Here is a 15,530-nt window from a genome sequence, read left to right on the forward strand (position 1 = left end):
GATTGAAAATAGATTCATATGAAACTCTTATTTAACTGTCCGGCATCCGGTAAAATTTTTAATGAAGGGACCGGGAGGCTGCTATGAAAATAGAAGGAAATGATAATGGCTTATTATCATATGATGATGGTCGTCCCGGCAGGGAAAGCCAGAGTAAAAGTGTCAAAGATAATAGTTTTTCAGGTATGTCCGTTTCAGAAAGTAATGAAGTAATTCACCATCTTTCTGAGGCAGTCAGATTAAATGATAACCATGCGGAAAATTTATCGGTACGAGCAAACCAGTGGCGTGTTTCAATAGCTTCTAATGATTCCGGTTATATTTCGAATGCTGGAGAAAATGACGATGAAGCTTTGTATGAAAATAAAGGGCTGAATCTGAATAAGGTTGGTATTTCTGTCCCGGAACGTATTGAGTCCTTTAAAGAAAGGGCTGGCCAGAAAAAAATAACAGAATTGAAAAATGCTCCCATTCCCGAAAATGATGATGAAGTTGCAGTGGCTGAGGTGGTTGATAAATTTGAAAAATGTCATTTTTCTCCTGAAGTCGACCAGGAAGAATCTTGCTCAGAAGATAAAGTTAAGGTGCCAGCCAAATCTCCATTTGATAGAAGCCGGTTTACACGTAAAGCGATACGAAAGAAGAAAAATCATAAGATCGTTTTACTCTCAGCCAAATTAAGTCAGGAACTTTGCTCTGAATCGATCAATCCAGAGAAAAAGATTCAACGCCAGTTAACGCAAATATTTTCCTTCAGAGCTGCTCTGAGTGATCGGGCAACAAGATTTCATGAAGTTGAGCCCTACCAAAATGGTACCCTGAACCCGGGCTTTGTCATGAGGGCTATCACGGATATACAGTCTTTTGTCAGGCTGTCTGAACCGTACAATTTGATTAGAGACGTGAATATGGATCTGGAGCAGGTTCCGGATGTTATGAAACTGGTTCTTGGGGAAGATAGGTTTAAAACCCTGAGAGGAGAGGCCTTGCGAGATGCCATTTGGCCAGTTGTTGCAGAAAACTTCTGGAAATTTCTTGATGAGTGCGGCTCTCTGGAAAGCACGGTAAAACGTATGCCTGAGTTTCAGAAGCGTGAGCACTATTTTCCATTAGCGTATACAAAGGCTGTCGCTAAATTTAATCTGGCATTTGGAATTGCTGAAAAGAGGTTTCAAAAGTTTTACCTGAAAAGCACGCTTACCGAAAACGAAAAGGGTGAAGTCCTTCAGCTTGTTAAAATGGCTGAACAGTTACAGAATAAGTTCTCAGAGTTTTATTGTCATTATAAACAGCTTCCTGATAGTTCTATTAAGGTCGTTTTGAAAACAATGTTCGGTGATGTTCTGGTGGGTGATAGTGATACTAAAAGCAGGAAAATAATAAGAATGCATCAGGGTATTTTGAAATTGCTAATAATAGCAGATCCTTCCTTTCAGCTTGACCCTGAAGAGTTACCACGTGTTAGAGTCAGCCAGGATCAATGGGATTTGGATTTTTCAGTAGAAAAGGCATTTTTAGAACTTCGATCAGGCATGAAGGAAAAGGATCCACTGATATTCTATAGAGATCTGGCCAGTCAGATTGTTAATAATGTTAAGGACAAAGAAGGATTTCCCAAATCCAGTGAACAGGCTGTACTGCCCTCGGATACCATAATAACGTCAGATTCTCAGCGGGAAAAACTGCGAAATTTCTATATGCAGTTTTTGATTGACTTGTATGATCAGATAGATCCAATTTTGGGAACCCTGGCTAATGATGAGCTTAAAACAATTCATCAAACAACCTTTGACTGTATCTGGCGTGGAATTGAGCCTGACTTATTACCGTCTGTAACCTCAAAAGACAGAAGTCGTTTTCTCAGGCTTAAGTCAAAAAAGCAAAAGCTCAAAGAAGAGCGGCAAAAAATGCTGGAAGTGGCGAAAACAGAGTTTTCCGGAGTTGCTCACTTCATGGCAGTTAAAATTGCCTATATGCAGGCTGAAAAGCAAAATCCATCCAGATAAAGTCTTCTCAACGGTAAAAACAGGCAATTCCTGAATCATTAAGAGTTTTTCCAGAAGCTGCTTTAAAACGCGCTTTTACTTGATACAGCAAGGCCCATTTGCCTATGGTAAGTGGGCTTTTTACTGTCTTGAAACCATTGAGGCCTCAAAAATGTCCCGCCAGTTTATTGATCAGATGCAGTATTCAGTAGACGTCAGTGACAAGCCAGTGAGAATTATCTCTCTGGTGCCATCGCTGACAGAGCTGTTGTTTGATCTTGGCCTGGAAGACCGGATTGTTGGAGTAACCCGCTACTGTGTTCATCCCGGGCGGGCACGCAAGGAAAAAAAGATTGTCGGTGGTCCCAAGACATTGGATTTTGCGGCGATAGATGCCTTGCAGCCGGATTTGATCCTCGGTAACAAGGAGGAGAACTACCGGGAGGGCATTGAGCGGCTGCAACAGCAATACCCAACCTGGGTCTGTGATATTCACAACCTGGATGATGCCCTGGCCATGATCACCTCCGTTGGTCAGCTGACCAACAAAGAACACAATGCCGACAAAATCGTCAACGACATCAGGTGCAAAATGGCACGACTGGCTTCGGGAAAGACGCTGCGTGTGGCTTATTTTATCTGGAGGAAGCCCTATCGCGTTGCTGCCGGTAATACGTTTATCAATGAGATGCTGAAGCTTTGCGGGATGGAAAACGTCTTTGCTGATCTGGAGCGTTACCCGGAGATCACCATCGAACAGCTAAAAACAGCCGGGCCAGATTTGCTGCTCTTGTCTTCAGAGCCCTTTCCGTTTAAAGACCGGCACTGTCAGGAATTTGCCGAGCTGGGTGTGACTGCCAGTACCCGGCTGGTGGATGGTGAGATGTTTTGCTGGACCGGCAGCCATTTGCGTCTGGCTGCTGATTACTTCATGGCGCTGAACGAAGAGATTAGTGCTAGATCACGGGAATAATGTTCTCTCCCCTGTCTCGCTTATCCCACCATGTATGAACGGTATCCATGATAAGTTTGATCTGATCCACTGCTTGAACAAAGGCGGGTCCCCGGTCTTTTCTGCCTTGTTGAATAGTCTTGAATACTGCCTGATCCAGTTCCTTTTTATTTTGATATTTTCCGGAGAGTATGTCCCGGTAGATTTCATTTAACACAATCAGCGTTCCGGTTCTGCCAACGCCTGCCATGCAATGCACCATTGTTTTGTCTGAATAGTCGTCCCCGGTCTGATGTTTGCGCACTGCTTCTACAAACTTGAGCAGAGAGTCTTGACCGTTTGTTTCATTGGGAACTCCGTGATCCGGCCAGCCAGTATAATGATATCTTCGTATAAGGCGGGTTTCGCCAGTAATGAGATCAGTCACCTCATATCTTATTTTTGAATACCCAGCTTTTTGTTGTTTTGACTGGTATCTCACTTTAATCCCATTATCAAAGACGATTTCACGGTCGACTTTGTCGCCGACTTTGCCATCGACCTTGCCATTGACTTTGCCGTCGTCATTGAGTATTTCTCCGGTTGGGTAATACGAAGCAATAGGTCCTCCTTTGTTTACCTCGAACTTTTCTCTTTCTCTGGTCAGATCACAAATTACACTGCACTCCGAGTCAAGGGCTGCTCGCCAGATATCGCCTCCAGACATTTGTGCTTTAGCTCGAGGTGCCTGAATGGCGACATACTTGGCATTGGTCAACTCGATATTATTGGCGGGAATATGATTGCCATCAATTGTTAAGGCTGTTTTTTTCGGCAAAGGTACTTTTGATACTGACTCATCGCTAAAGCCAAATCTACTCCAGCGTCCATTGGTAATATGTTTACCTTTAATGGCCGCCAAACTCTCATCACGCATTTGCAAATGTGCGCCCGGATAATTTTTCCTGTTAATTAATTCGGTCACTTTTTCTGAGAGAGTTGACGTTGTTATGTCCCGGGGCAATGCCACATCATCGTACAGAGATTCCGTACTGCCATAAACACTGTTGTAGCCACTGTCGAGACTGGTGGTTGACCCCCAGCCAGAATGCAGTGTATTGGCTGAACTTCTTCGATTTCTAATGCTATCAAGACTGGATGTTGCATCCTCGTCTGGTGGCTGAGTACTAACGCTATTATCGACGTGATTCACAAGGAGGCGAACATCGTTCGGATCGACGAAGATTACATCAGGCGGTGATACTTTTTTATAGGCCTCAATGAGCCTTTTTGCTAATGCTGGTGAGATTTTACGATCCTTTAAACCCAGGGTTTTTACCGCTAAATCAGAACCTTCCACAGGTTTTTCCTTGTTGGCTTCAGAGTTGACCCTTGGTCTTATGGCAGTAAACGCAATTTCCTTACCATTGAATTGAGCCACCAGTACATCTTTTTCAGAATCTTGATTGGATGCTAACTTATTGATTTGATGGATTTGTGATGGGGTAAGCGAACCTAATCCGTTGCTGCTCATAATAATCTTCCGTAATCCTTAAATGATCTGAAAATTATAGCATCGTGCTGGTCAGTAAATTTGACTGGAAAATGAACAGGGCCTCATGGAGACCCTGTTATTGATCAATAAATGTCACATCAAAGGGCATTTTTAAAGATCTGTTCAACGTCTGCCAGAGTTCCCTGCCTGGGGTTGGTTGCTGCACAGGTATCTTTCAGGGCGTTAATGGCCATCTCCGGTATATCTTCTGCCTTGACGCCCTGCTCAGTCAGGCTGGCTGGTACGCCAATGGCTAGTAGCAGGCGACAAATTTCTTTAATCCCGAGTATGGCGGCTTCCTGAGCGCCAAGTCCATACACCTCACAGCCAAGATAGCGGGCAATATCCGAGAGCTTCTCAGCAGATGCCGGCAGGTTAAAGGTCATAACATGGGGAAGCAGAATGGCATTGCATAGTCCGTGGGGCAGGCCATAGCGGCCTCCCAGCTGGTGCGCCATGGCATGAACATAACCCAGACCGCTGCTGTTAAACGCCATACCCGCCATATACTGGGCGTAGGCCATTTGCTCTCTGGCTTCCCGGTCAGAGCCATCGTGGACCGCACGGGGCAGATATTGGGCAACCAGCTTGATCGCCTTACTGGCTACGGCATCGGTAACAGGGCTGGCATTGGTGGACAGGAAGGCTTCAATGGCGTGGGTCAGGGCATCCATGCCGGTTGCGGCCGTTAAACCGGCAGGCATGCCAAGCATCAGTTCCGGCACTGAGAATTTCTTCGCGCATGGCTGTTCCGGTTCAGAGGCATTAGGCGAAGGCCGGTTTCCGAAGAAAGCCGCCTGCTGAGACTGCAAAGCTTGATGGGGCAGGCAGGCTTGTGCAGAAGCCGACCTGCATCGGGGATTAAGCGTGTTTCGCTTTCAGGCTAGCCTGTGGCTCAGCCATATTTTTGGTCACCAGAATGGCAATGTGACCAACGGTGGCAACACCATCAGAGAATGGTGCCATACCCGGAATAACGACAAAACCGGTCAGGGCTTCAATCACTGCGGCAGCCAGGCCGGCAGTGATCAGAATAACCACACCCTTACCGAAGACTTCAAAACTGCGATTGCTTTTGATTCTGAAATAGCTCCCGGAAGCTGGAGAAAGCAGGTTATTTCCAGGCGGCGTATCAGTGTGCGAAGGCTATCAGTGGCGGGACGGCATACTTATGACCTGACGCAAGTCAGTCTCACTCAATTCATTGACGTTAATCAATAAAATTGAGCGGTATAAAAATCCCTAAGGGCAGGAACTTTTGTCGAATTAACTGATCTATAACCCAAATTCTGTATGGTCAGACAAGTAATAGAGGACGGCTAAACCACCATAAACCAACATAGAGTACTACTAATCCATTGCCGCATACATTCAATCCTTGTGTTGATATGACCGGAGTTACCATGCAACCAATAGCGTCAGGCAGTGCAGCCACAATCAGAATAGAAACCGATGAACGACAGTTCTCTGATGATCTGAAGCCACAGCATAAATCGGTGGCTGCCTACAACAAACAAATCTCAGAAATCCCGGAACTGGAGCTGGTCGAATCCCTGGGGCAGCTGAAACTGGATTCACCACCCGACGCGACGCTAACCACCGCCATTGACGAGCGCAGCATTGAGCTGAATATTTCCACGATGCCGCAGCCGTCAGACGTTGGTTTGGACGGTGCATTGCAACAGCATGACCAATCGAATACACCGTTCGATAATAATACGTATGATAATGATAATAATGATAGTAGTATCGAGCCTGAATCAGCAGATAAGGCCACGGTGCCAGCAGGTGCTGTTCCAGCAAACAGTGTTAATGCATTTGCCTCACTCAACAGGCCATCAACGAACGTCTCAGACACTGAATCATCATCGGATTATTCAGACACCGAATCATCGACGGACGATTCAGACACCGAATCCGCCTCCCAAAAAGCATCGACAGCACGGGTTTCCGGCACTACTGCAAATAGCGACTCGATAGTACCTTTTAATAAGTCACAGGGCGCAGCCCTTCTTAACAGTCAATCGGGGGAAATGGACGCAAAGAAGGCTGACATTTTCCAATGTCAGACCAATTATCTGGAACTCAAAAAGGTGATCAGCTTCGGTCATTATGTCAGTGCAGCCAGGTTTAGCCCTTCGAGTAAGCATCTGGTTATCGATGCTTTAGACAGTCAGGACGATCGTATTCTGGACATCTGGCGACAAACTGCGGATGGCAACTGGTCCCGGAACGGGAAGTTCAGGGAGCATAGCTTTCGTTTCGAATTCAACCGGTCGGAAAATACATTACTGCGTACCAGCTCCGAAGGCATAGTCACGGTGAGTAAGCTGAACAGCAATGGCTTTTGGCAGGAGGCGGTGGTACTTGAGCACAGCCCCTGCTGTAGAGGCAAAAGCTATGAGCCGGTGATCGCAGGCTTTAGCCCCCGGCAGGACAAGATTATGACTTATGATTATTGGGCCGGCAAAATCAAGGTACTGCCGGTGGATAGCAACGGTCAGTGGACTCCGCTAACCCAGACTCAAGAGATCAGTCACCGTCGGCAAAGGGGGCCACAGCAGCCGTCTTTCAAAGTCACGGATCATAATTTACTGACTTACCGGGGTGGAACAGCGACCATCTGGGCATTTAATGATGACAGCAACTGCATGGAGGTGCAAAAGGTCATTGAGCGCAGTAAGTGGATTTGGGGTGCCCACATGAGTGATGATGAGCAGTATGCTGTGATCTTCGGTGTGGACCAGGCCATCTTTCTGGGGTGTGATGGCGATGGCGAATGGTCGCAAATCGGGGAGGTTTGTCATCCTAAAAGTTATTCAAAGGCCAGTAACGAACCTATCACAGGCTTTATTCACAAAGCATCCTTCAATGCCTCCAGACAATATGCACTGAGTATTGATTCAAATCATATAGCGATTATCTCTGGTTATGACGAAAACGGTTCATGGGAAGTAAAAACTGAAATTCAGGATTGTTCCGATGCCCGATTCAGTGCCTGCGGGCGCAAATTACTGGCCCAACTCTACAAACCTCTGTCTTGCAACAAGACTGATGACCCGCTGGATCAAGGTCAGACCCCTGATGAGCACAGCGACAATTGTTGCGAGGGCTACATAAGACGGACCTATAAAAGCTTTAAACTCTGGGACTGCAGCAGTAATGGTGGTCGGCTGGATAAAGTTCAAACCTGTGAGCACAGCGGCAGTAAAACAGTCATCTTCAGCCCGTCAGAGAATTTTCTTCTGAGCTACGGTGTTGAGTCGAATTTTGCCCGTATTTGGGGGTATGACGAGGAAGGTAACCTGGTTGAGAAAGCAAAGGCATTTCACCGAGGGGGGGTCTACTATGCGGCCTTCAACGCTCAGGAGGACAGTGTGCTGACCAGGGGTATTGGCCAAGAGGTAAAAATTCAGGGCCTGGACGGCCAGGGCAAATGGCAGGAACAGTTGGTGGTTAAACATCAAAGACAGATTCACGAATGCTGTTTTTCCGATTCAGGGCACCTTGCCTATACCGTTAGCCTGGACGGAACCGCGTGTATCCTGGGACGCGACAACGATGGCCAATGGATGAAACAGGCGATGACAAATCTGGTTGATGGCTACTCCATTGAAGGCGCCCAGTTTAATGGATTGGATGACCATTTTCTGATCTATGGCAAAAAAATAAACATAAAAGACAAGCACCAGCCAGGCCTTGTGCAACTATGGGGCTTAAATGATGATGGAAAATGGGCATTAAAAGAGCAGTTAAAACTGGATTACCCCGTGAAAAAGGCCAAATTTAGCCCTGATAGCGATCATTTACTGATCAAGTGTAACGATGATCGACGGGGATATTTTCGTTCAAAAAGTGGTACGGTTTTACTCTGGAAAATTCCTGGCAGCCTGGTGGAAACAGCTGACACTTGAGGTGTTACTGAAGTTGACGTTTCTTTGCGAGCACGCAACGAAACGTCAACAGGCCCTGGGAATGAGGGCTGAATATTTTCCTTTTTTGCAAAGAGGTAACGGCAAATAAATTTTATCGTGTTGTTATTCAAATCGTCCATGCTGATCTCTGTTGTCAATCCAGCCCATCTGCCCATGTCGTATCACGCATACGGGGATCGTCGACCTGTTGGCCAAAGCAGTTGTAATGTTGCTCTTTGACCTGCTTGAACACAAACGGCTCAAACAGCATCCGGTATAGCTTGGTGTTAGTGCCACCGTGTTTTGTCTTGCGCGGGAAGCTCTCAATAAACTTTTCTTCTTCCAATTTTTTCAGGCTTGTGCAGATTGTGCCAGTGGTCACGCCAAGAAGCTTAGCCAGTAACCCCTGACTCGGCCAACACTCCCCTTCAGAGTTAGCGAACGTCGCCAGAACGACCAGCAGAAACTTCTGTGTCATGTTCAGCTTATCCATACCACTGGTATTAATTTTGACCCGTATCAAGATACCTATCCCGATTGTGTACGCAAACGAAATCATGTCTATACTGATCCCTGAGCTATCACTCACACGGAGTAATGGTTCGCTGTATGAATAGGAAAACCCGGTGAGGAGCTGCATACTCCGCTTGAGCCGGGTTTTTTCTTGCGTGGAAAAGATAGACCAAAACGGGGGGTATGCAAGACAAATACCCCCCTTTAGTTTCGCGGGGGTACCCTTTTAGTGAAACTAAAACAAACAAGATAAAGAACAATATAAAAAAACAAGTTGGCGGATTGTAATATTTTCTTATTTCATTTTCGGACTGCAAGTCCCAAAAATGTCAGGAGCTGGTCGTTATTTTTTCAGTGGGAGGAACTTTTGCCAAATTGACTGATCTATTGATCAGATACTGAATGTTCCGACCAGTAATGGTGGACGATTTACTCAATCACAGGATGCTACCGGTTCATGGCGGTGTAAATTTAATCCCTGTGCCAATATGACCGGAGTTATCATGGGACCAATAGCGCAAAAATGTCTGAACATCTGCCAAGCCTGGAAAAGTCCGCAAGCACAAACAAAGGTGATTGCTTTTGGTCGTGTGCTGAGCAGGGCAGCCGCAAGCAAAATCGAAACCGGTGAATGGCAGTTATTTAATAACCTGAAACCCCTTTTTGAATCAGTGGCTGCCTATAACAAATATGCTTCAAAAGTCTCTGAACCGGAGCAGCTCAAATCCCTGGAACGGTTGAAACGGAATGCACCTCCCGAGTTGTCGATCATCACTGCTATCGGTCAGCGTAAGCTGGAAATTATCGGGCTTAAGATTTCCATGATGCCATCCTCAGACGCTGTTCCGGGAGATGCATCACATCAGCATGAACAGCTCATTAGCATCGCAGCCGTTAATGATGGGCTGTTACAGGATATTGCGCTGAATAACAAGCATGCGGGCAATATCGATCCAGCGAAGGCTGACATTTTCCAATGCCAGGAAAATTATCTGGAATTTCAACTGGCGGCCTGTTTCGATCACCATATTATTGAAGCCAGCTTCAGCCCAATGAGCAAGAACCTGCTTATACGTGGTTGCAACGATGGGGGCGATTTCAGGCTGAAGATCTGGCGACAAGGTGCGGATGGCAACTGGTTGCAAAAAGGGGATGTTGAAGACTCTGCTTCTATCTATCGCTACGAGCTCAACAGGTCTGAAAATACGCTTCTGAGCAGCAGCTACGATGGCAGTGTCAAGGTAAGTACGCTGAACAGCGATGGCCGTTGGGAGGAGGCGGTGGTGCTTGCGCTTACCCCCTATGATGAAGACTATCCACGGATGGAGGCAGGCTTCAGCCCCGGGCAGAACAAAATTATGTCCTACGACCCACAGAACGGCAAAATCAACGTATTGCGCCAGGATAGCAACGGTCGGTGGATCCCGCTAACCCAGCCTAAAGAGATCCTTCACTATAAGGAAACCGGGCCACAGCAACCACCTCTTAAGGCCACAAACGATTATTTCCTGACTTACCAGGGCTCAAAAGTGACCATCTGGGCCTGTAATGATGAAAGCAACTGCCTGGAGGAGAAAAAGGTCTTTGAGTGCGGTGGGAACATTGCCAGTGCCCAGCTGAGTGATGATGAGCAACACGCTGTGATCTTCACCTGGGGTAACCAGACCATCTTTCTGGGTTGTGATGTCGATGGGAACTGGTCACAGATCGGGGAAATCTGTCATCCTGCGACGATCATAACCGACGACAACCAACATATTACCAACCTGGTTTGCAGAGCCTTGTTCAATGCCACCGGGCACTATGCGCTGACCAAAGATATAGACAACACAGTTATAGTTTCTGGCTACAATGCTTATGGTGTCTGGGAAGGAAAAGCAGAAATTCGTTGTTGTTCAGATGCCAGATTCAGCCCATCCGGGGGTAAAATACTGGCCCGTTTTGAAAGCGGTGGCTCTTTTAAACTCCTGGACTGCAAAAGTCCTGATGATTGCCTGGATCAAGGCCAGACCTTTGTCCATCACGCCAGTCGTGAAGCGCTTTTTAGCCCCTCAGAGAATCTTCTTCTGAGCTATGGCTATAAATCGAATTTCGCCTGCATTTGGGGGGATGATGAGGAAGGTAACCTGGTTGAGAAAGCCAGGGTGTATCACCTGGCGGGGATTGACTATGCTGCCTTCAACGCTCAGGAGGACAGTGTGCTGACCCGCGGTTGTGATTGGACCGTAAAAATTCATGGCCTTGACAGCCAAGGCAAATGGCAGGAACTTTTGGCGTTTAAACATCTGCTGGAAATTCGTGAAGCCCGGTTTTCTACTTCAGGGCGCTTTGCCTATACCTTTAGCCAGGACACCACTGCTGCCATCCTGGGGTGCGATGACAATGGCAAGTGGACGACACTGGCCGTGACAGAACCTGGTGCCTATGGCATCCATGGTGCCCATTTCAATGCACTGGAAAACCATTTTCTGACCTATGGCAACAAAATAAACCGGAAAGACACAGACCAGTCTGGCCTTGTGCAACTCTGGGGCATCGGTGATGATGGCAAATGGAAACAAAAAGAGGAGATAATAGTGGATTATCCCATTCAACATGCCAAATTTAGCCCTGATAGTGAACATTTAGTGATTTACTGCAACGATGTTCGGCAAGAGCCTTTCCATTCAGAAGCTGGCATTGCGTTACTCTGGAAAATTCCTGCCAACGTGCCAGGTGGTTAAGAATTGCGCCTTATTTTGCCAAATTATACCAATTCCACCTTCTAAATATGATAACGAGCAAGTCATTTTGGACCGCTGGGCAAGGCGGAATGACGAGTAATAGCAGGGCTATTGCGAGGAATTCCAACGAAGATCCAGCGGTTCAAAATGGCTGCGCAGTTCATATTTAGAAGGTGGAGTTGGTATTATCATTATACCGCAGCTTAATGCCTTCCTGTTTCAGCAGATCCCCAGCCAGCGGTGAGATAATGGTTCTCTGACTGAGCAGGATCTCTTTGACACCCCTTCTTATCGCTGGCAAACCGAAAGGACAGTGCCTGACCATAGTGTTTATAAACACTTCCTGCTGCCGCTCCAGGTCTTTTTTCTGGTCATGACTGGAAACCCGGCTGTACGCTACCGTTTTGTGCTGTACCTGTGGAGTCTGTTGCGTCATTAACTGACTGGCGCTGTAACGTCGTTTACCACCGGCAGTACGCTCAGGCACGAGTTTTCCACAAGCCTCCCAGCGACGCAGAGTAGAAGGGGATACCCCTAAATGGTCAGCGGCCCGGGAGATGGAGTATCGATCATTCACAACAGAACTTACTCATTTTGAATAGGTTCGAGTAACTATAGATAGGTTTTTGTTAACTGCAACAAGCCCGGCAACCTGATCACCACTGGTATGGAAACCGGCAGCCCCCAGCAGAGCCTTGAGCCCGGTAAAGCTGAAGAAACTCTGTCCAATGACCCTTGAACGGTAAACTTCATCCGTTTTTGCTGTCGGCACCAGAATCTGGTCCAGTGGGGGCATCGTTGGTTTGGGCATCGCTCACACTCCAGCGGGTATCGAATCCGGCATGGTATAGAATGTTGTTGCCGGGGGATTGATTCACCTAAGTGATGATCGTCTGTGTCAAAAAACGTCAGGAAGGGCTATAAGACTACAAATGGGGGGGATTACATTCCGTAAATATACACTCTTTATTTACGGAATGGTGGCGGGCTATTGAGGACTGCTCTGGTCAACAAAGATCAATTGTTCAGTAGCAAACCCAAGTGTTTTGGCTTTGTTGATAAAGTCCGATTTAACCTGATCACTGACGGTGGGTGTTCTGGCCAGCAGCCAGAGATAGTCTTTGTTGTTCCCGGAGATAAAGGCGTATTCATAGCCCTTCTGATCAAGCTCAAAAATAATGTAGGAGCCGTAGAAAGGACCAAAAAAAGAGACTTTCAGATATCCCTCGTCGGGTTCCCGGACAAACTTTGCCTTGCCTTCCGCCTGTTTGCGTTCACCTGCTTCAACCGAGTAACCAGAGTTGATGACCCGAAGGCTGCCATCAGGGTTGCCTGAGTATTCTGCAGTGATGTGGGAGAGGCCCCGTTCAAAGCGGTGATCCAGCCGGGCTATCTCATACCACTTGCCCACATAGCGATTAACCTCAAATGGCTTTACCGGGGTAATGCCTTCCGGGATTCCTGTACAGCCAGTAAGCAGTGCGATCAGGGACAGAATTTTAATCGTTCTCAAAGCGTTGCATCCTTCTTTTTTAACTACTTAATGCATCCCATAAAAGTAAACGGGTATGACAAAGTTTTTCACTTTACCGAGGCTGACAAACCCGGCTTTGGCATCCGGTTGAAAGGCTACCTGGCAGAGCTGCTGTCCATCGCCCTGGTCGAACCAGTGATGATCGCCGGTGACCATGGCTTCCAGTGCCCGGATATAATAGCGGACGATCTGGTCGATATCGTTTTGGCTGCACTCGTCACCGATGGTTAACTGCAGATTCAGTTGCTCCAGAAGTTGTTGACCATGGTTGGATACTTCCAGCAACCGGTAGGTCCCCGGTTCAAACTGAAAGTGGCGGGCACCGATAAGGCCGGTGATAATGACGCCACCGGAAAAGAGCTGATCACAATCAATGCCACTTTCTTCTAACCATTGTTCAAGACAGTTATTAATGGCCTCCGTGCAGAGTTCACCCTCTTCAAAGGGTGTCAGTACGGCGTCGGAGCGATAGATCAGTTCTGGTTTGCCCAGCTCCATCCGCTCGGTTATCGGATTTCACTCAAGGTATGCAGAGGCGATCATGGCACGGCTGGTGGTAGAACCAAAGTCGAGGCCAATCATCATTACAGACTGATTACCGGTAAAGTGTCTGAACATTTCGGTCTATGGCTGGAAGGAATACAACAATCATTTGGCAGCACAGGCTACTTTACCTGAGAGGGCTTAAAACCAAAACAGATTTGATGTGTTTACTTATAAAAGATTAAATTTTTACAATTACATGGAGTTATCAGCCGCTGGTGGCTGTTTGCCGTGGTTTGTGAAAATTAACGTACAAAAGGGTATTCGTGCTAAAAGGTTTGGAGGGTATCGCTCTTGCAGGGAATAACGCTGTTTTTGTTTACCAACGATTTGAGGCTGAGTGATAACCGGGCCTTGATGCAGGCCGCTGCCAGCTGTAAACACCTTGTGTGTGTCTATTGTGTTGACCCTGCCTGGTTTAAGCCAGGCCATTACCAGTCAAGGGTAATGGGCGAGCATCGCTGGCGTTTCCTGTGGGAGAGTATTCAACAGCTTGAATCACAGCTTGAACAGCGACGGCAAAAACTGTTGGTGCGTTTGCAAAGTCCGTATCAAGCAATCGAACAAATGCTGAAAGCCCATAAAATCGATGCAGTCTATCGCAGCCGTAATACGGGTTTTCAGGAGAGTGCCTATTGGCAAAGTCTTAAGCAGAACTTCCCGGCAGTCACCTTCAATGAAGTTGAAACATTTACGCTCTTCCACCAGAACGATCTGCCATTTGCCCTGGACGAGCTGCCGGAAACATTTACTCAGTTCCGAAAGCACGTCGAAAATCTGCCCATTACCGAAGCCGCTACCGCACCGGATATCATGCCAGGGCCCATGCCCGGTTTGAATTACCATTCCGACAGGTTGCCGGCAAAGGCCAAAACCAACAGCCCGTTTACCGGTGGTGAAACGGCAGGGGCAGAGCATCTGAAGCACTATTTCTCAGCGCTGCTGCCAACCACCTATAAAGAGACGCGAAACGCCTTGCAGGGTTGGGAGACCTCAACCAAATTTTCACCCTGGCTGGCCCATGGCTGTCTCTCCGCCCGGCAGATTTTCCAGGCACTCCGGCATTATGAGTCATTGATTATGGCCAATGAATCCACCTACTGGATTCAATTTGAATTGCTGTGGCGTGAATATTTCCAATGGTACGCCCTGAAGCATGGTGTTCGGCTGTTTTCATCCAGAGGCATCCGGGATAAGTGTCGGTTGTCCTGCTTTTACCCGGAACGGTTTCAGAAATGGTGCGCTGGTAATACACCCTGGCCCATTGTGAACGCCTGCATGAAAGAGCTGCAGGCCACCGGTTACCTGTCCAACCGTGGGCGGCAAATAGTGGCCAGCTGCTTTATTCATGAACTGGGGATGGACTGGCGCTACGGGGCTGCCTGGTTTGAGCAGCAACTGGTGGATTATGACGTGGGCAGCAACTGGGGCAACTGGCAGTATCTGGCGGGCGTGGGTGCTGACCCGAGAGGGAGTCGCCATTTTAATTTGGATAAACAGGCTCAGCAGTTCGATCCTGATGGCAGCTATATCAACCGTTGGGGAGGGCATAAAACCTACCCTCTCGACAGTGTTGATGCGGCTGACTGGCCTATTATGCCGTGATCATACCAACTCCGCCTTCTAAATATGATAACGAGCAAGTCGTTTTGGACCGCTGGGCAAGGCGGAATGACGAGTAATAGCAGGGCTACTTGTGCCCTCGGGTATTGCGAGGAATTCCAACGAAGATCCAGCGGTTCAAAAAGACAAAAAGACAAAAAGACAAAAAGACAAAAAGACAAAAAGACAAAAAGACAAAAAGACAAAAAGACAAAAAGACAAAAAGACAA

At 47.3% G+C, this 15,530-nt stretch carries 13 protein-coding genes; 5 read left to right on the plus strand and 8 right to left on the minus strand.

The annotated features are described in order from the left end of the window. Positions 1-83 precede the first annotated feature (83 nt). On the plus strand, positions 84-2,006 hold the full coding sequence (locus ACO6VE_RS20160; RefSeq protein WP_422463096.1) for a hypothetical protein: 1,923 nt from the start codon (positions 84-86) through the stop codon (positions 2,004-2,006). Between the two features lie 79 nt (positions 2,007-2,085). Further along, the gene (locus ACO6VE_RS20165; RefSeq protein WP_422463098.1) at positions 2,086-2,958 is read left to right on the plus strand and encodes a helical backbone metal receptor; all 873 of its coding nucleotides are present in this window, start codon (positions 2,086-2,088) and stop codon (positions 2,956-2,958) included. On the opposite strand, the gene ACO6VE_RS20170 is transcribed toward ACO6VE_RS20165, so the two are convergent. The 3 genes from ACO6VE_RS20170 to eutH all read right to left on the minus strand — a co-directional run bounded on the left by ACO6VE_RS20170 (position 2,942) and on the right by eutH (position 5,584). After that, positions 2,942-4,450, minus strand: coding sequence for a tyrosine-protein phosphatase (locus tag ACO6VE_RS20170; RefSeq protein ID WP_422443979.1), 1,509 nt, complete (start codon positions 4,448-4,450; stop codon positions 2,942-2,944). The two genes, ACO6VE_RS20165 and ACO6VE_RS20170, sit on opposite strands and share 17 nt — an antisense overlap. A 119-nt stretch (positions 4,451-4,569) precedes the next feature. Next, positions 4,570-5,196, minus strand: a complete 627-nt coding sequence (locus ACO6VE_RS20175; RefSeq protein ID WP_422443977.1) for a hypothetical protein — start codon at positions 5,194-5,196, stop codon at positions 4,570-4,572. A 136-nt stretch (positions 5,197-5,332) separates the two neighbouring features. Next, the gene (eutH, locus tag ACO6VE_RS20180) at positions 5,333-5,584 is read right to left on the minus strand and encodes an ethanolamine utilization protein EutH (RefSeq protein ID WP_422463104.1); all 252 of its coding nucleotides are present in this window, start codon (positions 5,582-5,584) and stop codon (positions 5,333-5,335) included. Between the two features lie 290 nt (positions 5,585-5,874). Between eutH and ACO6VE_RS20185 the strand changes: the two genes are divergently transcribed. Then, on the plus strand, positions 5,875-8,385 hold the full coding sequence (locus ACO6VE_RS20185) for a hypothetical protein (protein ID WP_422443975.1): 2,511 nt from the start codon (positions 5,875-5,877) through the stop codon (positions 8,383-8,385). Between the two features lie 154 nt (positions 8,386-8,539). On the opposite strand, the gene ACO6VE_RS20190 is transcribed toward ACO6VE_RS20185, so the two are convergent. After that, entirely contained in the window at positions 8,540-8,944 is a 405-nt protein-coding gene (locus tag ACO6VE_RS20190) for a helix-turn-helix domain-containing protein (RefSeq protein ID WP_422443973.1), read from the minus strand. A 457-nt stretch (positions 8,945-9,401) separates the two neighbouring features. Between ACO6VE_RS20190 and ACO6VE_RS20195 the strand changes: the two genes are divergently transcribed. After that, a complete protein-coding gene (locus tag ACO6VE_RS20195; RefSeq protein ID WP_422463100.1) occupies positions 9,402-11,621 on the plus strand; it encodes a hypothetical protein in 2,220 nt (739 codons plus the stop codon). A 166-nt stretch (positions 11,622-11,787) separates the two neighbouring features. Here the strand turns inward: ACO6VE_RS20195 and ACO6VE_RS20200 are convergent, their stop codons facing one another. The 4 genes from ACO6VE_RS20200 to ACO6VE_RS20215 all read right to left on the minus strand — a co-directional run bounded on the left by ACO6VE_RS20200 (position 11,788) and on the right by ACO6VE_RS20215 (position 13,653). Continuing rightward, entirely contained in the window at positions 11,788-12,198 is a 411-nt protein-coding gene (locus ACO6VE_RS20200; protein ID WP_422443969.1) for a MerR family DNA-binding transcriptional regulator, read from the minus strand. Positions 12,199-12,210: 12 nt separating this feature from the next. Continuing rightward, complete coding sequence (locus ACO6VE_RS20205) at positions 12,211-12,432, minus strand: hypothetical protein (RefSeq protein WP_422443967.1); 222 nt, start codon at positions 12,430-12,432, stop codon at positions 12,211-12,213. A 177-nt stretch (positions 12,433-12,609) separates the two neighbouring features. Then, positions 12,610-13,134 carry a lipocalin family protein gene (locus tag ACO6VE_RS20210; RefSeq protein WP_422443965.1) on the minus strand — a complete coding sequence of 175 codons (525 nt, stop codon included), beginning with the start codon at positions 13,132-13,134 and terminating at the stop codon, positions 12,610-12,612. A 27-nt stretch (positions 13,135-13,161) separates the two neighbouring features. Then, entirely contained in the window at positions 13,162-13,653 is a 492-nt protein-coding gene (locus tag ACO6VE_RS20215) for a hypothetical protein (RefSeq protein ID WP_422463102.1), read from the minus strand. A gap of 360 nt (positions 13,654-14,013) precedes the next feature. On the opposite strand from ACO6VE_RS20215, the gene ACO6VE_RS20220 reads away from it, so the two are divergent. Then, positions 14,014-15,303: a DASH family cryptochrome gene (locus tag ACO6VE_RS20220; RefSeq protein WP_422443961.1), complete on the plus strand. Its 1,290-nt coding sequence runs from the start codon at positions 14,014-14,016 to the stop codon at positions 15,301-15,303. Positions 15,304-15,530 lie beyond the last annotated feature (227 nt).

It is taken from the genome of Endozoicomonas sp. ALB115 (assembly GCF_049310245.1).
Classification (GTDB): Bacteria; Pseudomonadota; Gammaproteobacteria; order Pseudomonadales; family Endozoicomonadaceae; genus Endozoicomonas.

Bases quoted from the DNA above. Each gene is read 5' to 3' on its own strand.
- ACO6VE_RS20195 (WP_422463100.1), top strand. From the start codon at position 9,402: ATGGGACCAATAGCGCAAAAATGTCTGAACATCTGCCAAGCCTGGAAA.
- ACO6VE_RS20185 (WP_422443975.1), top strand. From the start codon at position 5,875: ATGCAACCAATAGCGTCAGGCAGTGCAGCCACAATCAGAATAGAAACC.
- ACO6VE_RS20190 (WP_422443973.1), bottom strand. From the start codon at position 8,944: ATGATTTCGTTTGCGTACACAATCGGGATAGGTATCTTGATACGGGTC.
- ACO6VE_RS20170 (WP_422443979.1), bottom strand. From the start codon at position 4,450: ATGAGCAGCAACGGATTAGGTTCGCTTACCCCATCACAAATCCATCAA.
- ACO6VE_RS20215 (WP_422463102.1), bottom strand. From the start codon at position 13,653: ATGGAGCTGGGCAAACCAGAACTGATCTATCGCTCCGACGCCGTACTG.
- ACO6VE_RS20205 (WP_422443967.1), bottom strand. From the start codon at position 12,432: ATGCCCAAACCAACGATGCCCCCACTGGACCAGATTCTGGTGCCGACA.
- ACO6VE_RS20160 (WP_422463096.1), top strand. From the start codon at position 84: ATGAAAATAGAAGGAAATGATAATGGCTTATTATCATATGATGATGGT.